A 22,921-nucleotide genomic window follows, 5' to 3' on the forward strand; every position below is an offset into this window, starting at 1 on the left:
AACTCCATTAATACACTTTTAACACCGCAAAAAAGGCCTTGTAATTACAAAGCCTTTTGCAAACTCCCTTTATTTTGTAGTAAGTACATATTGTAGTAAAGTCCTTGTTCACTAAGTAACTCTTGATGTGTTCCGCTTTCTACAATTTCCCCTTCATGCATAACAAATATTTGATCCGCATCTTGGATTGTAGACAATCTGTGCGCAATCGCTATCGTTGTTCTGCCTTTTCGCATTTGCTGCAATGCCGTTTGGATAGCCTCCTCTGTTTCTGTATCAATATTTGCCGTCGCTTCATCTAACACTAATACTTTCGGATTAGTTGCTATCGTTCTAGCAAAAGCAATTAATTGCCTTTGACCACTAGAAAATGCAGCTCCTCTTTCGACTACTTCTGTATCATACTGCTCTGGTAATTTTTCAATAAACGTATTCGCTTGCACAAATCGCGCTGCTTCCTCTATCTCTTCATCCGTAATCTCTTCATTATACATACGAATGTTTTGCTTTACATTTCCAGCAAATAAAAATGCATCTTGCAGCACAAGACCAATTTTCTTTCGAATTTCTTGTTCTTCAAACTTCTCTAAATCTACTCCGTCTATTACAATATTTCCTGATTTAATATTGTAAAATCTCATTAATAAATTCATAATCGTACTCTTTCCGCTACCAGTATGCCCTACGAAAGCAACCGTTTGCCCTGGCTTTACGTGAAAAGATACATTTTTTAAAACGTCACGCTTTCCATCATATGAAAAAGTAACATCTTTAAACTGAATTTCCCCATTAGCTATTCCTGGCTGTTCACTCCCCATTTGAACAGGAGCTAAATCTTTATCATCCATTAAATGAAATACACGCGATGATGAAACAAGCGCTTGTTGGAAGAAAGATAGTTTCATCATCATCTCATTTACCGGCTGGAAGAAACGATGAATATAGTTAACGAAAGCATATAAAACCCCTACTTCAACAGGACTCTTTAAAGCATCGATTCCGAATAAACCAAGTACTAACGCAATTGCTACAATATGAACAAGATCTGTTGCTGGACGTAAAAGTAATGCATCTAATTTCAATGTACGACGTCCAGCACTAAAATGTTTATTGTTCACTTCTTCAAATTCTTTTCTCATCCGCTTTTCTTGCCGGAACACCTGAACAATATTCATACCTTGAATGGACTCATTTAACTTTGCATTTAATATACTCAGCTGATTACGTACCTCTAAATAAAAAGCTGCACTTTTCCGTTGATACAACACCATAATTGCAAACATTATCGGAATTAATATGAGCGAAAATAGCGCTAATTTTACATCTAATAAAAACATCGCTACTAAAATCCCTACTAAAAAGACTACATTTTTCACGAATGTTGATAGTACACTAACATAAAAATCCTTAATCGCTTCTGTATCATTCGTTATGCGAGATACGAGCGTACCAATCGGCGTACGATCAAAGAAGCTTAATGACAATTTTTGAACATGTTCATACACTTCAACTCGCATATCTTGGACAATCTTAAAAGCGATATTTTGAAAGTACAATAAGTCTAAATAAGTAAATAATACTTTTAATAAATGAGCAATAATATACACTACAAATAGGGTTACAAGTGCTGATTGTTCAAAGTTACGTGGTACTAAGTGTTCATCAAGAAATTGTTTAATTAAAAAAGGACCCATCATTTCAGTTACAGTTGCACCAACTAGAAATAAAAATGCTAACGCTAATAACCTTTTATATGGTCTCATATAAGAAAGCAATCGCCTTAAATCACTCCGCTTTTTCTCAGCCATCATACGCCTCCTTTCTCCACCAACGCCTCTAACTGCTGGCTTTCATACATTTCCTTATACCAACCATTTTCGTTCATTAGTTGTTCATGTGTTCCTCGCTGCATAACCTTACCTTCATCAATAACAAGAATAAGATTTGCATGCTGAATCGCACTTAAACGGTGCGCAGTAATAATCGTCGTTTTTTCTGCTCTTTCTCGTTTCAATGCAGTTAAAATAGTTTCTTCTGTTTTTGCATCTACAGCTGATAAACAATCATCTAAAATTAAAATTTCAGCATTCGTTAATAACGCACGTGCAATTGAAATCCGCTGTTTTTGGCCTCCTGATAGCGAAACCCCTCTTTCTCCTACTACCGTTTCATATCCTTCCGAAAATTGAATAATATCATTATGAATACAAGCAATCTCAGCAGCCCTGCTAATTTCTTTATATGTAGCATCGGCCTTTCCAAAAGCAATGTTCTCCCCAATACTCGCTGAAAATAAAAAATGATCTTGCGGTACGTATGAAATTGCAGAGCGTACACCGTGAAGTGTTAAATCTCGAATATCCCGCTCACCAACTTTTAATTCACCATTAAAGTGGTCATACTCACGAATTAAACATTTTAATAACGTCGTCTTCCCTGCACCAGTACGCCCTACAACTCCTAACGTTTCACCTTTTCTTAAGTTAAAGTAAATATCTTTTAAGTTTAATAGTTCATTCTTTTTATAAGAAAACGAATCAACAGCAAACGAAACATCACCACTTGCTATAGTATGTATAGCATTTTCCTTATTCACTACATCTGAAGTTTGTGAAAGTATTTTCTCCACACGATCATACGAAGCACGTCCACGCTCCATAATATTAAATAGCCATCCAAAAGCTAACATTGGCCATACAAGTGTCCCTAAGTACGTTGTAAATGTTACTAATTCCCCTACAGTTAATTCGCCCCGTACGACTAATAATGATCCGTAACAAATTGCGATTAAAAATGAAAATCCGACAATTAGAGCAATCGTTGGATCGAATAACGAGTCAATACGTGCGACTAGCATATTTTTATGTACGACATCTTCCGATTTCTTCTGAAACGATTGCAAATCCTCTTTCTCTTGTCCAAGTGAGCGAATTACCTTCATCCCACTCATACTTTCTTGTACTTTATCATTGATTTCAGAAAACGATTGCTGTGCCTTATGAAATCTTCTATGCAATAAAGTTCCATAATAATTTGTAGAAATAGCTACAATTGGCATCGGAATTAAACTTAATAACGTTAACTTCCAACTAATTGTAAATCCCATCGCTACGAGTACACATCCTCCAACAGCTAATGAATCAACGAGTGTTAAAACACCTGCCCCCGCAGTTTGCTGAATCGCCTGAATATCATTTGTCGCATGTGCCATCAAATCGCCTGTGCGACGTGATTGATAAAAGGATGGGCTCATCTTAGTAAAATGTTCATATAGATTCTTTCGCAGTTGACGAGCTAGTTTTAAAGAAGATCCAAAAATCATAATACGCCATAAGTAACGTAATATATACATCATAATTCCTACAACTACTAATAGAATAACCCAGTTCAACAATTTTTCAGACGTTAATGTTCCACTATTAATTTCATCTACTACAATCCCTAGTACTCTTGGCGCTACAAGTTCAAGAAGCGCGACACCAAATAACATAATAATTCCGATTATGTACGCTCGTTTTTCTTGCTTAAAAAACCAAGCTAAATTAAAAAACACTTTCATATTTATCCTCCTCCCTTAAAATGAGCGATGTTTTCAGTGTAACAAAAATACAGAATATTTAAAAGTTTTAAATATGTTTTATAACCAAAAGAAAAGGGCACTCGGTAAGAGTGCCCTTTGGCGCTTATTTTGTTTGTTGCTTGTTCATCGCGCTCATCATTTGATTGATTTTCTTTTGGGAAGGTTTTTGTCCCATTTGCATCATCATCATTTTTAACATTTGTTCGTTAATTGGTGGATTTTTTTGTAAGTAATTCATCATGTATTTGCGGGCAATGAAAAATCCTAACGCCACGCCTGCTACTAGTGCTACTACGCCCACTAGAATACCTAACCACATTGGCATATCTTTTCCTCCTTCATGTTGTCTACCTTACAGTGTACTAAAACCTTTTCAATAAGACAAGATACTATTCGACATTTTTTACACATATGTTCGTACTTGTTTGAGCGGATTTAACCAACCGTACTTTTTATTTTCATAATCCATCGCTAAAAATGTTAACTCACACTTTCTAAGCACCTCAAAGAAAGTTGTTTCCATGGATACATTTCCAGAAGTATTTATTCGAATATATTGTGGTTTCACCATTATTTCTCCGTATTCGGCTCCTGTATAAAGCGTATGAGTATGATTTGTTCTTTCATATTTACCAAGAACACGCAAAGCTTGTTCTAATTTATGATGAATTTTCATTACTTGTAACGGCATCGTAATATACGTCATTTGTTTATATAATACTTTCTTCTCCGAAAGGAACCCAGATTCTGAAAATCGAGCAAATAAATCAAAAAACAAATATTCACGACCAAAGTAAGCTTTCGCAATATCCTCTTGAATTAAATACAATTCATACGTTTTCATTTTTCCCCTCCCGATCTGGACAACCTTTTCCCTACATTATATAAGAGAAGATTTGCAATGATTGTCTGACTACGGAGAGAGAAAAAACTTTTCCTGTCGAAAAAACTCAATTACATAGAAAAATCTCCCCATGCTGGAGAGATTTTTCTAAAATCATTAAAGCATTTCTTTTACTTTACGAACAACGTTCTCTACAGTAAATCCATACTCTTCCATAATCTTCTCACCAGGAGCAGAAGCACCGAATGTGTCGATACCTAGTACATCTCCATCAAGGCCTACGTAACGGTGCCATCCGAATGTAGCACCCATTTCAATTGCGAAACGTTTCGTTACTGCTTTTGGTAGTACAGATTCTTTGTACTCAGCAGTTTGAGCTTCGAAGCGATCCATAGATGGCATGCTAACAACAGCTGCATCAACGCCGTCTGCTGCTAGAGCTTTTTGCGCTTCGATTGCTAAGCTTACTTCAGATCCAGTTGCAATTAAGATTACATCAGAAGTTTCTTTCTTGCTTGCAGAAACTACATATGCACCTTTTGCTACTTTTTCATAAGTATCGTCTTTTGCACCTTCTAATGTTGGAAGATCTTGACGAGTTAACACTAATGCAGTTGGTGTTTTTGTAGATTCTAGAGCTAGTCTCCAAGCTGCAACTGATTCGTTACCGTCTGCTGGACGAATAACAGATACATTTGGCATTGCACGAAGCGCTGCTAATTGCTCAACTGGTTCATGTGTTGGACCATCTTCACCAACAGCAATACTGTCATGTGTAAATACATACGTTACAGGCAATTGCATTAATGCTGCAAGACGAATTGCTGGACGTAAGTAGTCAGAGAATACGAAGAACGTACCACCGTAAGTTTTTAAACCGCCATGAAGTGCGATACCGTTCATTGCTGCACCCATTGCGAACTCACGTACACCGTACCAAATGTTTTTTCCGCTGTAATCAGCTCTTGTAAAGTCTTTTTCGTTATTCATGTATGTTTTGTTAGAACCAGCAAGGTCAGCAGATCCACCGAAGAATGATGGTACAGACTCTGCAATTGCATTAATTACAGCACCTGAAGAATTACGTGTTGCTGCTTTTGATCCTAATTCATAAGTTGGTAAGCTTTGTTCCCAACCTTCTGGAAGAAGACCGTTCATTGCTGCTTGCAGTTCGTTTGCTAATTCTGGATATGCTTGTGCATATTCACCGAGCATCGTGTTCCACGCAGCTTGCGTCGTTTCACCAACATCTTGTACTGTTTTACGGAAGTTGTCATATACTTCTTCTGCTACATGGAAGTCTTGTTCAGCAGTCCAAGCGTATGCTTCTTTCGTTAATTTTGTTTCGTCTACACCAAGTGGAGAACCATGTGAAGCTGATTTTCCTGATTTGTTTGGAGAACCGAAACCAATTGTCGTTCTTACTTCAATTAGCGTTGGGCGTTTTTCGTCAGCTTTCGCTTCTTCAATTGCTTTTGCGATTGCTTCAATATCATTTCCATCCTCAACACGGATTACTTGCCATCCGTATGCTTTGTAACGATCTTCTACACTTTCAGAGAATGAACGATTTAAATCGCCATCTAATGAAATATCGTTTGAATCGTAAAGTACAACAAGACGACCTAATTGTAAATGAGCAGCTAATGAAGATGCTTCAGCAGAAACGCCTTCCATTAAATCTCCATCACCACAAATAGCGTATGTATGATGGTCTACTACATTATACGCATCACGGTTGTATTTAGCCGCTAAATGTCTTTCAGCCATTGCCATACCTACAGCAGTTGCAATACCTTGTCCAAGTGGACCAGTTGTTGAGTCTACACCTGCTGTGTGACCATACTCAGGATGTCCTGGAGTTTTGCTTCCCCATTGACGGAAGTTCTTTAAATCATCCATTGTTAAGTCATAACCAGATAGATGAAGTAGACTGTATAGTAACATTGAGCCATGACCTGCAGATAATACGAAACGATCGCGGTTAAACCACGTTGGGTTATTTGGATTGTGTTTCATAAATTGAGTCCATAATGTATAAGCCATTGGTGCTGCACCCATTGGCATTCCTGGGTGACCAGAGTTTGCTTTTTCAATCGCATCAATGGATAATGTGCGAATCGTGTTGATAGAAAGTTGTTCGATTGAATGTGACATGCTATTCTTCCCTTCGCGTATGTTAGTAAACGTTTTATACATTTATATGATAGCTTCCCACGCAAGATTATACAACATGTATCGACAAATATGTTGATGTTTTTTTGATTTTTCATAAAAAACACAGTGATTCAGGGAATGTATGGGCATTCAATATGACATACTTTTTAATTGTTTTTATTTTAAAAATAAATATAATTATCTGTATTTTTATGCAAATATACTAATTTCTGATATATCTCCCTTTTGATAACCTTTAAAAATACAAAAAAGCATCTGAATTAGATGCTTTTAAAACAAATTAAATAATCCGCTTACGAATAGAACTTGAAATAAAATCAATTATAATTACCATTAAAATGATACCTAATAAAATAATTCCCACACGAGACCAATTACGTGAACTAAGTGCAAAAATTAATGGCGTACCAATACCACCTGCTCCAATAACACCTAAAATCGCAGCGGATCGTACATTAATTTCAAACCTGTATAACGTATACGATAGAAAATCCGGTAACACTTGTGGTAATACGGCATACCAAAGTATTTGAAACCGATTTGCACCCGTTGCTATTAACGCTTCCGTCGGTCCCTTATCTATATTTTCAATTCCTTCCGAATATAGTTTCCCTAACATTCCGATAGAGTGTAACCCTAAAGCTAGAACTCCGGCAAAAGAGCCTGGACCAACAGCTTTTATAAATAAAAGAGCCATAACTAATTCAGGAAATGTACGAACAAAACTAAGTACAAATTTCCCAGTTCCTGAAGTTAATTTTCCACTACTCATATTTGTTGCCGCCCAAAAAGCAAATGGAACAGATAAAAAAGCAGAAATAAATGTACCTAATATCGCAATTGCCAACGTATCAATTAAACCGTGTAATAAATCTTCACCATCTGGCAAAGATACATACGACCAATCTGGGTTCAATACGCCTGTCATAATTGCTTTTGTAATTTCTCCCGCCGTATTCTTTATTCCCTCTAACGGGACTCCTGAAAAGGCCCATACATATATAACTGTAAGTGCTATAAAAATAATCCAGCGATATATACTCGGTTTCTTCGGTTTTGGTACGATTATTGTCGTTTTACTCATTATAATTTCCCCCGCAACGCTGTACTTATATAATCAATTAGCAATACAACAACAAGGGTATAAATAATAATAGAAGCAGTTTGTTGATATTGTAAAAATCCAAGTGTACGATCATAATATAATCCAATCCCACCTGCTCCTACTAAACCTAGAACAGCTGCTGCACGTACATTCACCTCAAATGTATAAAGTACATAGGAGACGAAGTGCGCTTTCACTTGCGGAATGACCCCATAAACTATCCATTGCACCTTATTCGCTCCTACAGCTGTCATCGTTTCTAATGGACCTGGATCAATTGATTCAATTGACTCATACAATAATTTCGCTACGAGTCCAACGGAGAAACAAGTAAGAGCCAAAATACCTGGAAGTGGTCCTATTCCAAAAATCGCTACAAAAATAGCCGCTAATAATAAATCTGGTATTGTTCGTATAAAATTTAAAATCAATCGAGCTGGACTGTACAAAAATACACTAGTAAATACGTTACTTGCCGCAAATAGTGCAAGTGGAATGGCTAAAATCGCCCCTAAAGTCGTTCCAATAATCGCCATACGTATTGTATCTAACATTGCTGTTGTAATAATTTGAAAATAACTCCAATCTGGTGGCACCATTTCCTTCAATAAATCCATCATATTCGGAAAACCAACTACTAGTTTTGAAAATGATGCGTCGACCTGTACACTACTACCCCACAACAGTAAAATAACTAAAATAACCGTTAACATATGTTTCAATTTACTCGGCGGCTTCGGTATCGATTTCGAATATATCGTCACTTCATTCATTTAGCTGCCACCTCTAATAATGCGCTTTTCTGAGCTACGTCCCCATAAATTTCAGCGAATTTTTCATCCGTTGCCTCTTCTACTAATCCATCAAAAACAATTTCACCAGCATGTAATCCAATAATACGAGTAGCATATTGCCTCGCTAAATCAATAGAATGTAAGTTTACAATTGTCGTAATTCCAAAATCTTCATTAATTTTCTTCAAATCATCCATTACTTGCTTTGTTGTCAGAGGATCTAACGAAGCAACAGGCTCATCTGCCAATATGATTTTCGCTTCTTGTGCCAATGCTCTAGCAATTGATACACGTTGCTGTTGTCCCCCTGATAATTCATCAGCTCGTGCATATGCTTTTTCTGAGATATTCACTCTATTCAGCGCCTGGAATGCAAGCTCCACATCCTCTTTCGGAAACAGACCTAACGTTGTACGCAATGTAGAATGATATCCAACCCGCCCAGCTAATACATTCTTCAGTACCGTTGATCGCTTCACAAGGTTAAAGCTTTGAAAAATCATACCAATATCTCGGCGCATGCGTCGTAATCCTTTTCCTTTTGCAGCAGTAATAGACTCCCCTTCAATAATGATTTCTCCTTCTGTGATTTCATGAAGGCGATTTACCGATCTAAGAAGTGTTGATTTTCCAGCACCGGATAGCCCGACCATTACAACAAACTCACCTTTTTGAATTTTCAAGTTTATATTATTCAATCCTTTTGTACCATTCGGATACACTTTGGAAACATTTCGAAACTCTATCACACATCTTACCTACCTTCTATGTATTATCAATAACTGAAAAACGGCAAACTAACTGAAATCACACACTTTCCAGTTAGTCGCCATTTCCATATGTATTATTGCGTTTTCACTTTCTTTCCATATTCACGAACGATATCAAATTTACTATCATCAGATTTAACGTATCCTTCATGTGAGTATACTTCTTTAATGATTTTGTGCCCTCCCTCATTCTTTCCTATTTCAATGAAAGCATCCTGTAATTTCTTGCTCCACTCTGCATCTAAATCAGAACGTACAGAAATCGTATCGTTTGGAATTTTCTCCGTAAATTTTACTATTTTCGTTTGATCGAATATATTCGGATAATCTTTTTTTACAATATTACGAGCATCTTGGAATACAACAGCTGCATCTACATCACCATTTAAAAGAGCAATAAGTGACTGATCATGACCTTTTAATGTAACAGGTTTCACATCCTTTAGCGGATCGATTCCCTCTTTTAACAATACAGCCGCAGGCCATACATAACCCGCTGATGATGTTACATCTTGATAGCCAATTTTTTTACCTTTTAAATCTTTTACACTATTAATATTAGAATCTTTCTTAACAACAAACTCTGATTTATAAACATCTACTAAATCCTTTGTGGGAGCTCCAGTTTCATCATCTACCCCAAAACGTTGCGCCTGTAAAATTACGTTTGCAGCCTTTTTCTCATGCGCTAACACATACGCTGTTGGAGGTAAAAAGCCTACATCTACTTGCTTAGATGCCATCGCTTCTACAATTGTATTGTAATTCGTTGAAATACTAACTTTTACCGGAATGTTTAATTTATCACTTAATAGCTTTTCCAATGGTTTTGCCTTCGCCTCTAACGTATCTGCATTTTGAGAAGGAACAAATTGAACATTTAGTGTCTTCGGTACATAACCTTTTTTCGTATCTTCATTTTTACTTGCACTTGATTCCTTCGTTCCACATCCACTTAATAATCCCGCTGCTAGTACAACTGTTGTACTCATTGCAAAAACTTTTTTCAACATGTTAATGCCTCCATTTTTCGTTGTTATAAAATAACCTTCCATAAACATGAAGAAATATATCACATATTTTTACAAATAATTGCTTATTTACAGAATCTTTACACATTCTATACATTCACATTAAAATTCTTTTCATATATTTGATATGATTAATTGAAAGATAACTATAGAAAAGGTGAATGGCGTTGAATCAAAATCAAATTGTAACTTTAAATATTTTATTAACAAGCGATGTACATGGTACTGTGTATCCAATTCACTACCAAGATAACTCCAAAGCAGAAATTGGTTTAGCTAAAATTTCTACTCTCATAAAAAAAGAACGTTCTCAAAATGCAAACGTTCTTCTGATTGATAACGGGGACTTCATTCAAGGAACACCATTTACTTATCATTACGCTACATACGAAAAAGATATGGAAAACCCAATGTCCTTATTAGCCAACTACTTAGAGTATGACATTGCAATTATCGGAAATCATGAATTTAATTACGGAATGGATATATTAAATAATGCTGTGACTACTGCAAATTCCCCTTATCTATCAGCAAACATTTTAGATAAAAACAGAAAAGAACCTTATTTCGGAAAACCATATATAATAAAACATATTGAATCAAATATAAAAATTGCTATTTTAGGGGTGACAACGCATTACATCCCCCATTGGGAACAAGCACATCATATTAAAGATTTACAATTTGAAGATGCATTTGAAACAACAAAAAAATGGGTTTCTTACATCCGTAAACATGAAAAACCAGATTTACTAGTCGTAGCCTATCACGGGGGATTTGAACGTGATTTACAAACCGGAGTACCGACTGAAGTTTTAACAGGTGAAAACCAAGGATATGCAATGTGCCATGAAATTGAAGGCATAGATATTTTACTAACAGGCCACCAACACCGAGAAATCGCTCACACCGTGATTAATGGTGTAACAATTTTACAGACCGGATGCAATGGACACTCAGTTGGAAAAGTAACAGTAACATTCGAAAAAGCAGAACAAAAATGGGTGAAAAAAGAGAGTTATTCAGAGTTATTGCCCGTACAAGGAATTGCGGCAGACCAAGATGTTCTTTCCTTGGTTGCCAATTATGAAGAGAAAACACAAAATTGGCTTGATAAACCTATTGGAATAATTTATGGGGATATGCAAATTTCCGATGCTATGCAAACACGTTTGCAAGACCATCCTTTTATTGAATTCATAAATAAAATACAGATGGATATAGCTAATGTTTCAATTTCTTGTACAAGTTTGTTTCATAATACATCTCCAGGTTTCCCGAAACATGTAACAATGCGTGACATCGTTTCTAATTATATTTATCCAAATACATTAAAAGTAATTAGAATAACCGGAGCGGATATAAAAAATGCTCTCGAACTCTCTGCTTCTTATTTCACATTAAAAGCAGATGGAACCATCATCGTAAACCCTACCTATATAGAACCAAAACCACAACACTATAATTACGATATGTGGGAAGGGATTTCGTATGTATTAAACATTTCAAAACCAATTGGAGAGAGAGTAGAGTCTTTGCAGTATAAAGGCGCTCCTCTTAATATAAATGAAGAATATGACGTTGTTATGAATAATTATCGTGCAAGCGGTGGCGGGAACTTCTTTATGTTTCAAAATAAACCAGTAGTAAAAGACATACCAACAGATATGTCTGAACTTATCGCTAACTATATATTGAAGCATAAAAGGATAGAAGCAACGAAAAATGAAAACTGGAAAGTTATTAAATAACAATTTTAACGAATAAAAAAAAAGATGGGCTATGCCCATCTTTTAATTTAATTTTGCATTATCCTGCTTTTTTAAAGCTTTTAATTTCGCCGGTGTAACGTCCGTTCCTTCTTCGTTAACGACTTTAATTCCTTTTAATTCGTTTAACATATTTTGACGAAATCCTTTTAAATATTGTTCACGAAGCGATTGGCGCTCACGTTGTTCTTCTTCAGTTAAGCCTTCAGCTTTTGCTTTTTTCGCTAAGAAGTTAATGCGTTCAATGAGTTCTTGACTTGGCATCTCGAATCCCCCTTCTACTCAAAACTGATTATTATCATACAATAGTTATTCCTCTTTATCAAGCAATTGCTTTGTATATTCTACATACCTTCGATGTACAGTTGCTTTTGAAACATCATGACCAAAACCACGAAGTGTTGCTGCAATTTCTTCAAAAGTTAATTCATTCCGGCGCAAACGTACAATTTCCTCAATTGGCACTTCTTTTTTCTCACGTCCTACGCTTAAATGACGATTTTTCAAATTATTTTCTGGACGAAATCCTTTCTCCACTGCTCTTTGCATGCCACGTTTAATTTTTAAATTGTGGATCTTTCTTTGATACTCTTCAACGATCCCAATTATATTTAGCACCATCGAATCAGAATCTGAAAGCTGTAATTCACCACTATGCGTGTGCGTATAAACTTTTATCCCCTCTTTATGTAAACAATGCATTAATGCAATCTTTGCATTTCCTCTACCAAGACGCGTTTCATCTTGTATAAGTAGTACATCAACTTGTTCATCTCGAATTGTATCTAGCACTTCTAATATGCCATCACGTTCAATTGTATAACCGCTAGCCTGCTCCTCAATTACCTTTGTAACATCCATTTGATAGCGCTCAGCTAAATGCAATAATTCATCTTTTTGACGCAATAATGATGTTTCCTGTTCTTCTTTTGTTGTGCTCACACGTGCATAAATAATTGCATTCATTTTGAACCCTTCTTTCTCACTATATTTTCCTTATAGTGTATCATAAATTTGCCTTTCGTTCGAACTTATGTTTGTAGAATGTTTTTTCGCATGTTATACTTAATAATAAGAAAAATGAAAGAAAACGAGGTGTTAGAAAACATGGAAAAGTTAACGAAACGCCAGCAAGACATTCTCGACTTTATTAAGCTAAAAGTACAAGAAAAAGGATATCCACCTTCCGTACGTGAAATCGGTCAAGCAGTCGGCCTTGCTTCTAGTTCTACAGTGCACGGACATTTATCACGACTAGAAGAAAAGGGATATATTCGACGCGATCCAACAAAACCACGCGCAATTGAAATTTTAGGTGACAACCGAACGGAAACACAATCTGTTATTCAAGTTCCAATCATCGGAAAAGTTACTGCCGGTTTACCGATTACAGCAGTCGAAAGTGTAGAAGATCACTTCCCACTTCCAGCTAGTATCGTTGCTGGAGCAGATCAAGTGTTTATGTTACGCATTTCTGGAGATAGCATGATTGAAGCCGGTATCTTTGATGGTGATTTAGTTGTTGTTCGCCAACAACAGTCTGCATACAACGGTGAAATTGTAGTTGCTTTAACAGAAGATAACGAAGCAACTGTTAAACGTTTCTATAAAGAAAAAGATCATTTCCGTCTACAACCGGAAAACTCTTCACTAGAACCTATTATTTTAAAACAAGTGTCAGTTATTGGAAAAGTAATTGGCGTATATCGTGATTTACATTAAAAATAATAAAAAGAAGATAATTCCCTTATTTATATAGGTAATTATCTTCTTTTTATATTTTGATAGATTTCCGTTCATTCAAAAGAATGCGTTTCATTAATTATTAACGCGTTTCAATAGTAACATCTCCAGCAGCGGTTTTACCGCTAATCTTTTTACTACCACTACCAATCGTTATATTTTTATTGTCTTCATTAAAAATTGTCACGTCTCCAGCAGCAGTTTGCCCAGTTATAACTGCATCTTGTGGTTTTTCCAATAAAGTAATATCTACATCTCCAGCAGTTGAACTTACCTCTAAATCATATTTAGAATCATGATCAATAATATCTATATCCCCACTAGCCGTTTTTGCTGTTACTTTCCCTGTTACTTTTTTAAAATTCACCTCACCAGCTTTTGTAGACCCCTCCACACTCTTTGCTGTTACATGTTTCAAATCCACTTCTCCGGCGAGTGTTTCAACACTTACGCGGTCACTTTTCACATTACTTATTTCTATTTGTCCAGCGGATGAATTTACTTTTATCTCTTGATAAGAACGTTCAGGTACTAATATAGTCAATGTAGGCGTTTGAAATCCGAAATTGTAAAATGAAAAATCAAATGAAACACCTTTTTCTATTTCCCCTATGATTTTTAATGTATCACCATCTTCAGCAATACGAATCTCCTGTTTACTTACGTCTCCTTTTTGCTTTACATAAAAAGAGGAATCAGGAGATTTTTGGACAACAATATCTCCAGCATCTAACTTAACTTCTACATTTTTTAGCGTTTCGTTTTTAATTACGTCCTCTTTATCTCCTTTTTCTGCAGTTTGTACTGCTTTTTCATATGTTTGTGAAATCCCTATTACTCCAATAATGATACAAGCGATAGCTACTAATAATATCTTTTTCATCATCTACTCCCCTTTTATCATTTTGAAGTTCCAGACTACATAGCGTACACATAATCTTTTAAACCACTTCGTACTATAATAAGCTACAATACATAACAACAAACCTACTCCGACAAACGTTATACTAACGAAAAGATCCAACCATATAAAAGTGCCCATAAATACTTTTACAATAACGAAAAATGGTGTCACTACACTAGCAATCCCACCGACCCAAAAGGAAAATATAAAAGCTATAATTGCAACTAACGGGCCTAACACAATAATAAAATTAAACAAACTAAGTCCAACCGCTGCCATGACAGCTCTTGTCACATTTGAAGTCGACGGATTTTTTTTCATTTCATCAAATCGATACATCGCAAGTAAGTCTTTCGCAATTACTTTCGGAGAGCCAAGTCCCTTTATTATTTCTGATTCAGTTTTCCCCTCTTCCATCCCAAACTGAAAGTGCTCTTCATAATCAAATAAAATATCTTGTCGCTCTTCTTCTGGTAACTTTCTAAGATGACTTGATAATTCTTTAAGAAACTGCTCTTTACTCATCCCATTCCACCCCTTCAATAATTTCTTGAACACCTTTAGCAAAATCACGCCACTCTGTTACTAATAAAGTAAGTTGCATCTCTCCTTGCTCTGTTAGTTGATAATATTTACGGGGCGGTCCTTCCGTGGATTCTTTTAAATATGTTTGAAAATATTCCTCTTTCGTTAAACGACGTAATAGCGGATATACAGAACCTTCCGATATTAAAAATTTATTTGAAATTTGCTGAACAAGTTCATATCCATAACAATCCTTACGTTTTACAAGTGCCAATACACACAGTTCTAACACGCCTTTTTTAAACTGAACGTTCACGGACAATCCCCCTTTCTCATTTTAGTACTGTTCAATAAACGGTAGCTGTTTATCCACAATATACTACTCAATACTGTTTATTGCAAGGTACTGAGTTATATTTATTCCCTAAATTTAGAAAACACAAATATAAAAGCCCGAATAAGATCTGTTGTAACTGACCATTATCCCGGCTTTCATTCAACTCGAATTACAATACTACAAGATTTCATTCAATCTTTCTCCTCTATGAACCCACTTCCATTTGTGACCCTAATAAATTTCGAAATACACCTTTTCTCTCTTTAGCCAATTGATTAAATTCACCTTTTTGAACAATCTCACCTTTTCCTAAAACAATAACTTGATCTGCATTGCGGATCGTAGATAACCGATGCGCAATAACAACAATAGTCATCGTTCCTTTCAACCTTTCTATTGCTGATTGAATTTTTACTTCATTTTCAGTATCTAATGCACTCGTAGCTTCATCTAATACTAAAATGGATGGTTGTCTTAAAATAGCTCGAGCTAGTACAAGTCGTTGACGTTCACCACCTGAAAGTCTCACTCCACGATCTCCAATGAGAGTATCAAGCCCTTTTGGAAGCATTCGTACAAATTCAGCTGCCGCCGCAAAATCTAATGCAGTCCAAATTTGTTCTTCACTCGCATTCGGCTCAATCATCAATAAATTTTCTCTTATGCTTGCATTAAATAAAAAAGGATCTTGTGGCACATAACTAATAGCCCGTCTCAATGACAATAAATTTTCACTTGTAAGAGGAGTTCCATCTATTAATACTTGACCTTTCTCTGGCTGAATCAATCCCATTAAAACATCGATTAATGTACTCTTCCCAGCTCCCGAATGTCCCACAATAGCCGTCATACTATTGATTGGTATTTTCACATTAATATTTTGAAGTGCATACAAATGCTCCTTCTTATTATATCGAAAATAAATACCCTTACATTCAATACCCTGCTCTATACAAATCGGCTTTATATGTTTTTGCTGATGTATATCCTGCATTTCAATTGCTTCATTACATTCCCCTTGTAATTCCCATAATGACTTAAAAGCAGGAATGCTTGCAGCAAGCTGTTCTAAATTTGACTGAATTGTCATAAATCGTGGCCATAGTCTCGAAAAGATGAGTATGATTAATAGTAATTGGGTGGGTTGAGCTTTAAATATACTTACTGATAATAATATAAAAAATGCAATTAAAATAGCCATTGAAACTTTATAAAACAATTGAGAGTTCGACCTTATTCTCATATACTCCATTTGTTCATTACCCATCTTTTCTGTTATAGATTGTAACCAATCTAAACGTGATGCTTCCAAAGTATTACTCTTTATATCTTTAATTCCATTAAAATGATCTGTTATACCAGAAAGATAGTCTTGTGCTAATTTCGAGGTCTTATCGCCTAGTATTCGTGCTTTTTTTATAAAAGCACGAGAAGCTACTAAGAATAATAAGCCAAAGACCAAAACAAATATAGTTATTTGGGGAGATAATAAAAACGCAAGCCCCACCTGTATGAATGTAAACAGAATAACAGCTAACAATTGTAAAATTAAATTAACCCCATAACTTACGCGAGCTAATTCTGTAGTTAATATATTTATTAGATTTGTTTTCCTTTTCTCTAAAAAAAAACTCCACTTCGCTTTTAGAATCATACTATATGTTTCTATTCTTAATTCTCGTACAAAAGCTTGTTGCGTTCTCGCATCCCTTAGCGTTATGTTTCGTTGTAATAGATTTTGACCTAACACTATTAGTATATATATACCTAAAATAGAAATTAGACTTGTTGTTTTAGGGAAATCCTGCAAAAATCTATAGACAGGTGCAATAAAAGCAGTCTCCTCACCTATATTAATTATTCCAGTCATACTTATCATAGGAATTAATAAAATAATACCTATCCCTTCAAGTAAACTTATTAAAACCATACCAAACAAATTCACATACAGAATTTTCCCTGCAGAAGAATATAATTTCTTCATAAAATATATAATATGATTCATCGATGCTCCCCCTATAACAAAGCAAGCTTCTTTGTTTTCCTCCAAAGACATAGAAACGGACGTAAAGGAAAATATAAAAAATGAAGGAATTTAGGTAACGGCAATGTTTTTGCATCAATTGGATAAGGATATAGTTGGCTCATAATATATAAAATCTTTTGCTGATTAGACATTAGTGAAAATAAATGTCGACTATGATAAGCAAGTACTTCTTTTGGCACAGGGTCGGTATGCAAGTTTATCATTTGCTTGAAATAAAACAACGCTTCTTGCGCTAACTGTTTTGAATGTTTTTTAGTTACTAATTCCATCATTCTTTCATCTAGTCGTACACCTAGCAATTGAGATGCCAAAATTAACGCTTGTCCTCCTAAATAAAGCATTTGATATTTTCTCATTAATTTATGAATCTCACTCCAATTAAGATCTTGATCGACAATTTTTTTTATGTCTACTAACCAACGTAGCCTGGACCAACCATGTCTGGCACCATGAGATACAAGAAATAAAAATAAGTCTTCCTTCCCTAACATATATACCGAATTACTCGTAAGTGTACTTTTTCTCTTTCGCTTCCAAAGCTCTTCAAACCCAGGTTCCTTACCCGGTCCGGGATTTAATCTCCAATGAATTTCAAGTTTGATCCGCCTTGTTGGGTGGAAAAATGTTATATGGTGATGCCTCCATTTCCAATCACTTAATATCGTTTGAATATAATCATCTTTCACATACCCTTGCTCTAAAAGTAGTTTTTCTGCTTTTTCTAAATTTTGAATAGGGATGAGAACGTCCAAATCACAGGATGTTCGTAAAGAAAGATCTCCATATAAGTCCTGAGATAGTACAGGCCCTTTTAGAAAAATCGTACGAATCTCATTTTCATTACATAATTTATTTATTCGTTCCATTTCAGCACTTAAATAAAGCATTTGAAATGTATTTCTTTTATATTTTCTAGTCAAGGTTTGTACAATATGTGAAGGAATCAGCTCCTTGTCCACCTGTTTAAGTTTTTGATATATCACCGGATAAACGCGATGATGCACGGCTTGCTCAAGAAATACTTCCCAATCAATATCCGAAAACCATTCATTACTGTAAGTTTGCATTGTTTCGTCATCTTGTAACTTCAAAATTGCAAAAAGAAGTTTCAATTCCTTAGACATGAACTCTACATTAAGACCAAAATCTTTCTCCATTTTACTCTCCTTTAATAGTGTTCTCACTTAGCCTCTTTGCAAATGATCCAACGACAGTGAATTTCTCCATTCCTTCCGATCCAGTAACATAAAAAGAACCGCTACGTAACCATGCATGTGCAATTAGTTCCCCACTATTATCCTTAGCCATTCCTAAATAAAGAGTACTCTCAATGTGACGTTTTTCAAGCATTTTCATCCCAGCTATAGCTTTAACAAGACATTGACTTTCCCAAAAAGTATAACGACTCATAATAGAAATTGCTTCGGACACCTTTTTTAGCGTATCTCCGTGCGGTTGAATATGAGTACTTGAGGTTTCACTCATGTAATCCCCTAAAGAAGGTGCAACTTTGGAAAATGTAATATTTTTTAGTACACGTGCCCATCCTAAAAAAATAAAAGCCTCTAAAAATAAGAGCTTTGTTTTCATGTTTAGTGATAAAAACATCCTTAACCTTTTCACAATATTTATTAATCCCTTCCTAACAGTTCTTTTGAAATTACGAATCTATCTATTAGGCTGATCTTTTATTTGAATTAACCCTTCTTGAAACAAACACTCTAAAAAGGAAAGAACTTGCTCTTCACAATCTTTTCGTTCAATATCATAGTTAGATACTAGCATAGTAACAAGCTGATTAATTATTATTGGCTTTTCAATAAGCTCCCATATTTCTCCGCCTATTTCACCTAAGTTATAGTAATTTCCTTTCTGGACATTTAACATAACTTTTTCTCCGTCCATATCGCTTACTATATTACCCTTACTTTGGACAACGTTATGTTCTAATGATATTTTTCTCGAGTGGACAACCATCAACCATACTCCCTTTCTGTATAGTATTTAAAATAACTTCCACAAGCTCATGAGCTGTAAATCTTGAAGCCGGGCGGCTTACTTGAAATATTTCCATTCCACTTGCAATATTAGATGCAGTTTCAAAATGCCATTCCATCAATCCTAATTTAGAAATCAAAGAATTCCTAAAAGTATGGCGGTATAATTTATACAAGCGTGCGAGCCCTTCTATACGGGTCATCTCGATATCTTCTCCCTGCGTTTTTACTAATTCAATAACACCAGCAAGAGGTAATGGATCAGGAAAGAATTGAGAATTCACAGGAACAGCATACTTCGTTTCCCTTTCAAATAAAGGGCTAAATTGCGCTACTTCCATTCCTAACTCATTTATGCTCTCTTGCCATAATTTTTGTTGTGCGTAAGAAGGATGAACTATTGCAGTATTTTTATTCAAAAGAGACACAGCAACTACATCATCACTTAAAAGCTTATATCCTTTATTCAAAAAAGCCGAGGCTAACGTTGATTTTCCAGCTCCTGAATCACCAATTAATGCATATGCTTTCCCATCTATGGCAATTACACTCCCATGCAATGGGAGTATTTTACGTTGCATTAAAAGCGCCCCCATACAAGTTCCCAAAATATATAGTCGAATTTTATCTTCTTCTGCATTTGCCATAGGTGAAAAGGTGATTTTCTCACCTGATTGTATAGCGAATATTGCAGTTTGAGGAACATGAAACATAACTATATCATCCTCCACTACTATCGTTTTTTGCTTTTCTGCGCTATATTCACCCCACTGTTCTGACAAATCAGTTATTTCAACTTGAACATCCGCCATCTCTTTTTTTTCATTCAGCTGAGACAATTCAGGTAATGGGATTTCACTTACTATTTTTAACCCGAAGGCTTGATATAACACATTCCCCATAGAATCAAACATCCTATCCCCCCACATTGTCAATTTTTTGAAAGCTCTTATATAATAAAGCTATATAAGAGCTTTATTTTTCCAATGACTTAACTGTACTTCACTGGATCATCTGGGTCAGGTTGAACAGCATCTGGATATTTATGCCCAGGCCCCGCCATAGTCATATTAATATTAAGTACTTCTAATACAGGTTGTTTCCATTCCTTTTTCATACGTATCACCTCCTTTCACATTGCTTTTTTTATAAATCGATAGAAGATTAAGCTACGCATTAAAATTCTAAAATCTAAATCAAATGCATATTCTGGTCGAGGTTCTTTACAAATTTTTGAGATAGCTTTCTTAATTACCTCGACATTTAGAAATTCAGAAATTACTGGATCTACACTAAGTTCTTCAACTTCCTCAATAAATTCATTCCAAAAAGGAGCCATACGGTAAACACCATCTGCACCTTGAATACCTCGAACCCGTTGATTCAATCGTACTTTATCAGGAAGGAAATTCTTTGTGGCTCTCCGGATCAGGGCTCGATCCAAACCATTTTGAACATACTGTTCTTCTGGAACTGACAAACAAAATTGAATCAATCGTAAGTCATTTGTGGGATCACGATCCCATAAAGCATAACGTAATGATAATTTCGTTTCATACGTTCCATTTATGCTCCAATAATATGGTTTTTCAAACTGTTCTCTTTTCATGTCATATGCATTAGAGATAGAGGTGCCTGTTATATCGATGTCTTGTTCTCTGAGTCTGTCAAAAACATTCATTTCCCTTGCAAATTCCGGATTAATTATTGCGGAATTTGCATCTTGTTTCCCTGAAAAAAGTAACTGATGCAAAAATGGAAATGCCTTTCGTCTTACCACTTCAAAAACACGTGATTTTTTCACTCCTATATTTCTACTATATAAATGTAGTTCACGATAAAAACGAATCCAATGTAGCTTTTTCAATAACATTGCCTGGTAATCTAAAATAGGTCCCCACGATACTGTCCAATTACCTCTTTGACCACTAAGAAGTACTCCTATTCCATTCTGAGATGCTTTTTCATAAACTCCACTCAACCAAAAAGTATTCTCAAAAAATTTATATGGCATCTCCATTGTTTCCAGCCAATCATCAATTTCCGATAGTGGGCTTCTCTCCGGCAATTCTAAATAATAATCCTGTATATTCCCTACATGCTCGACAGTCGATTGAATAAATGGTCTTTCGTCAGCTATTCTACCTTTGTGTGTCCAATCTTCAAATCCTTCTACTGGAACATAACTGTACGTATGTAATTTTTTATTTTCAGCCCGTAAATCACTTGCAGCAAAACTAACGACAGAACCTGAGTCTAGCCCTCCGCTCAAATGAGCTCCTACTTGGTGATGTGTTCGTAAACGTGCCTTCACTGCACTTTGATACACCTCTCGAAACGCCTCTTCATACTCTTCATTTGATTTTAAATTAAGCATTTCCCCAACAGTTGGTGTATAGTATCGCGAAAACTTCACTTCGCCTTCCTTTACCAAAATAGTGTGTGCTGGAGGCACTTGTTCTATATATTTGTAAACTGTTAACTGTGGATCTACCGATTCGAAATTTACAGGTATAGCTAGAAATTCAGCAATCCACTGCTTATTCAATTTCTTCTCAACATATGGTAGAGAAAATAACGGATTTATAATAGTACAAAAAGTAAATTTTTCCTCACCACGATAAAAATAAAGTGTCCGACTTCCTGAAAAATCTCTGGCACCAAAAAGAATTTGTTTTTTCTCATCCCAAATCATAAAGGCAAAATCGCCTACCAAATATTTTGGAGCCGCTTCCCCCCATTTCTGATAAGAGAGTAAAATTAACTCGCTATCTTTCATGTTTTTTCTATCCGAATAATCCACTTGTAATTTTTCAAATAACTCATCACGATTATCAATAATAGCATCTGCTGTAATTGCCAGTTGCTTTTCATAATTATAAAAGGGTAATTGTTCACCAACTGACTCTGGTGTAATCCATTGTGCATGACATCCTAGAAAAGCATTTTCTTTGTGCCATATTTGAATATCATCGGCAGGATATTTGTATAAACGACTCATTACTTCTCTTCCGTGCTCAATTGATACAGGCTCATTAGTAAAGTGAATAATGCCAGCTATAGCGCTCATTTCTTCCTCCTAATATATGAAAAGTTACTACAAATACTATTTACATATTAAATTCGTTAAACATACCTCTTTATCATTCTTTTTAACGAACGGAATTATTTGTTTTATTACTTTCTCAATTACATGCTTAAATTTACTTTCAGACTAAGATATAGATATTAAAAGCCTATAATTATCCCTTTTTTATGTCAATTGAAACTGAATGTTCCCAAACAATCCCCTTTGGA

At 35.4% G+C, this 22,921-nt stretch carries 23 protein-coding genes; 2 read left to right on the forward strand and 21 right to left on the reverse strand.

All coding sequences use genetic code 11. From position 1 onward, the window contains the following. Positions 1 to 44 precede the first annotated feature (44 nt). The 9 genes from ABH957_RS06700 to ABH957_RS06740 form a co-directional block, all read right to left on the reverse strand. Complete coding sequence (locus tag ABH957_RS06700; RefSeq protein ID WP_404510792.1) at positions 45 to 1,808, reverse strand: ABC transporter ATP-binding protein; 1,764 nt, start codon at positions 1,806 to 1,808, stop codon at positions 45 to 47. Then, a complete protein-coding gene (locus ABH957_RS06705) occupies positions 1,808 to 3,559 on the reverse strand; it encodes an ABC transporter transmembrane domain-containing protein (RefSeq protein WP_404510794.1) in 1,752 nt (583 codons plus the stop codon). Before ABH957_RS06705 ends, ABH957_RS06700 begins: the two co-directional genes overlap by 1 nt. A 124-nt stretch (positions 3,560 to 3,683) precedes the next feature. Further along, complete coding sequence (locus ABH957_RS06710) at positions 3,684 to 3,905, reverse strand: YneF family protein (protein ID WP_001132292.1); 222 nt, start codon at positions 3,903 to 3,905, stop codon at positions 3,684 to 3,686. Positions 3,906 to 3,983: 78 nt separating this feature from the next. Beyond that, complete coding sequence (gene sirA, locus ABH957_RS06715) at positions 3,984 to 4,424, reverse strand: sporulation inhibitor of replication protein SirA (RefSeq protein WP_002014415.1); 441 nt, start codon at positions 4,422 to 4,424, stop codon at positions 3,984 to 3,986. Positions 4,425 to 4,580: 156 nt separating this feature from the next. Continuing rightward, a complete protein-coding gene (tkt, locus tag ABH957_RS06720; protein ID WP_002087884.1) occupies positions 4,581 to 6,581 on the reverse strand; it encodes a transketolase in 2,001 nt (666 codons plus the stop codon). Positions 6,582 to 6,882: 301 nt separating this feature from the next. Then, a complete protein-coding gene (phnE, locus tag ABH957_RS06725) occupies positions 6,883 to 7,686 on the reverse strand; it encodes a phosphonate ABC transporter, permease protein PhnE (RefSeq protein WP_002066554.1) in 804 nt (267 codons plus the stop codon). Continuing rightward, entirely contained in the window at positions 7,686 to 8,480 is a 795-nt protein-coding gene (gene phnE / locus ABH957_RS06730; protein ID WP_404510796.1) for a phosphonate ABC transporter, permease protein PhnE, read from the reverse strand. Before phnE (ABH957_RS06730) ends, phnE (ABH957_RS06725) begins: the two co-directional genes overlap by 1 nt. Beyond that, on the reverse strand, positions 8,477 to 9,250 hold the full coding sequence (gene phnC, locus ABH957_RS06735) for a phosphonate ABC transporter ATP-binding protein (RefSeq protein ID WP_002033479.1): 774 nt from the start codon (positions 9,248 to 9,250) through the stop codon (positions 8,477 to 8,479). The genes phnE (ABH957_RS06730) and phnC overlap by 4 nt, the downstream gene beginning before the upstream one ends. Before the next feature lie 95 nt (positions 9,251 to 9,345). Beyond that, positions 9,346 to 10,284 carry a phosphate/phosphite/phosphonate ABC transporter substrate-binding protein gene (locus ABH957_RS06740; protein WP_404443907.1) on the reverse strand — a complete coding sequence of 313 codons (939 nt, stop codon included), beginning with the start codon at positions 10,282 to 10,284 and terminating at the stop codon, positions 9,346 to 9,348. A 185-nt stretch (positions 10,285 to 10,469) separates the two neighbouring features. Between ABH957_RS06740 and ABH957_RS06745 the strand changes: the two genes are divergently transcribed. Beyond that, positions 10,470 to 12,053, forward strand: coding sequence for a bifunctional metallophosphatase/5'-nucleotidase (locus ABH957_RS06745; RefSeq protein WP_404510798.1), 1,584 nt, complete (start codon positions 10,470 to 10,472; stop codon positions 12,051 to 12,053). Positions 12,054 to 12,095: 42 nt separating this feature from the next. Here the strand turns inward: ABH957_RS06745 and ABH957_RS06750 are convergent, their stop codons facing one another. Further along, positions 12,096 to 12,335: a DUF896 domain-containing protein gene (locus ABH957_RS06750; protein WP_002014431.1), complete on the reverse strand. Its 240-nt coding sequence runs from the start codon at positions 12,333 to 12,335 to the stop codon at positions 12,096 to 12,098. A gap of 45 nt (positions 12,336 to 12,380) precedes the next feature. Then, positions 12,381 to 13,037: a YneB family resolvase-like protein gene (locus tag ABH957_RS06755; RefSeq protein ID WP_002014433.1), complete on the reverse strand. Its 657-nt coding sequence runs from the start codon at positions 13,035 to 13,037 to the stop codon at positions 12,381 to 12,383. Between the two features lie 141 nt (positions 13,038 to 13,178). Here ABH957_RS06755 and lexA point away from each other — a divergent pair, with 141 nt between their 5' ends. Next, positions 13,179 to 13,793 carry a transcriptional repressor LexA gene (gene lexA / locus ABH957_RS06760; RefSeq protein ID WP_002087894.1) on the forward strand — a complete coding sequence of 205 codons (615 nt, stop codon included), beginning with the start codon at positions 13,179 to 13,181 and terminating at the stop codon, positions 13,791 to 13,793. Between the two features lie 103 nt (positions 13,794 to 13,896). On the opposite strand, the gene ABH957_RS06765 is transcribed toward lexA, so the two are convergent. The 10 genes from ABH957_RS06765 to ABH957_RS06810 all read right to left on the reverse strand — a co-directional run bounded on the left by ABH957_RS06765 (position 13,897) and on the right by ABH957_RS06810 (position 22,694). Next, entirely contained in the window at positions 13,897 to 14,700 is an 804-nt protein-coding gene (locus tag ABH957_RS06765; protein ID WP_404456526.1) for a DUF4097 family beta strand repeat-containing protein, read from the reverse strand. Continuing rightward, positions 14,701 to 15,243: a DUF1700 domain-containing protein gene (locus ABH957_RS06770; protein WP_404510800.1), complete on the reverse strand. Its 543-nt coding sequence runs from the start codon at positions 15,241 to 15,243 to the stop codon at positions 14,701 to 14,703. Continuing rightward, a complete protein-coding gene (locus tag ABH957_RS06775; RefSeq protein WP_001102616.1) occupies positions 15,236 to 15,559 on the reverse strand; it encodes a PadR family transcriptional regulator in 324 nt (107 codons plus the stop codon). The genes ABH957_RS06770 and ABH957_RS06775 overlap by 8 nt, the downstream gene beginning before the upstream one ends. 226 nt (positions 15,560 to 15,785) lie before the next feature. Next, complete coding sequence (locus ABH957_RS06780) at positions 15,786 to 17,585, reverse strand: ABC transporter ATP-binding protein (protein ID WP_404510802.1); 1,800 nt, start codon at positions 17,583 to 17,585, stop codon at positions 15,786 to 15,788. A gap of 11 nt (positions 17,586 to 17,596) precedes the next feature. After that, the gene (locus ABH957_RS06785; RefSeq protein ID WP_404510804.1) at positions 17,597 to 18,784 is read right to left on the reverse strand and encodes a nucleotidyltransferase domain-containing protein; all 1,188 of its coding nucleotides are present in this window, start codon (positions 18,782 to 18,784) and stop codon (positions 17,597 to 17,599) included. Between the two features lies 1 nt (position 18,785). After that, entirely contained in the window at positions 18,786 to 19,259 is a 474-nt protein-coding gene (locus tag ABH957_RS06790; RefSeq protein WP_033707071.1) for a lasso peptide biosynthesis B2 protein, read from the reverse strand. A 36-nt stretch (positions 19,260 to 19,295) separates the two neighbouring features. Then, the gene (locus ABH957_RS06795; RefSeq protein ID WP_002128586.1) at positions 19,296 to 19,604 is read right to left on the reverse strand and encodes a lasso peptide biosynthesis PqqD family chaperone; all 309 of its coding nucleotides are present in this window, start codon (positions 19,602 to 19,604) and stop codon (positions 19,296 to 19,298) included. After that, positions 19,567 to 20,538: an aldolase gene (locus ABH957_RS06800; protein ID WP_404510806.1), complete on the reverse strand. Its 972-nt coding sequence runs from the start codon at positions 20,536 to 20,538 to the stop codon at positions 19,567 to 19,569. Before ABH957_RS06800 ends, ABH957_RS06795 begins: the two co-directional genes overlap by 38 nt. A 77-nt stretch (positions 20,539 to 20,615) precedes the next feature. Then, entirely contained in the window at positions 20,616 to 20,741 is a 126-nt protein-coding gene (locus ABH957_RS06805; RefSeq protein ID WP_000712621.1) for a paeninodin family lasso peptide, read from the reverse strand. A gap of 15 nt (positions 20,742 to 20,756) precedes the next feature. After that, complete coding sequence (locus tag ABH957_RS06810; RefSeq protein ID WP_404510808.1) at positions 20,757 to 22,694, reverse strand: lasso peptide isopeptide bond-forming cyclase; 1,938 nt, start codon at positions 22,692 to 22,694, stop codon at positions 20,757 to 20,759. Between the last annotated feature and the right edge of the window lie 227 nt (positions 22,695 to 22,921).

The sequence above is a fragment of the Bacillus sp. RC242 genome, assembly GCF_044908245.1.
Lineage (GTDB): Bacteria > Bacillota > Bacilli > Bacillales > Bacillaceae_G > Bacillus_A > Bacillus_A mycoides.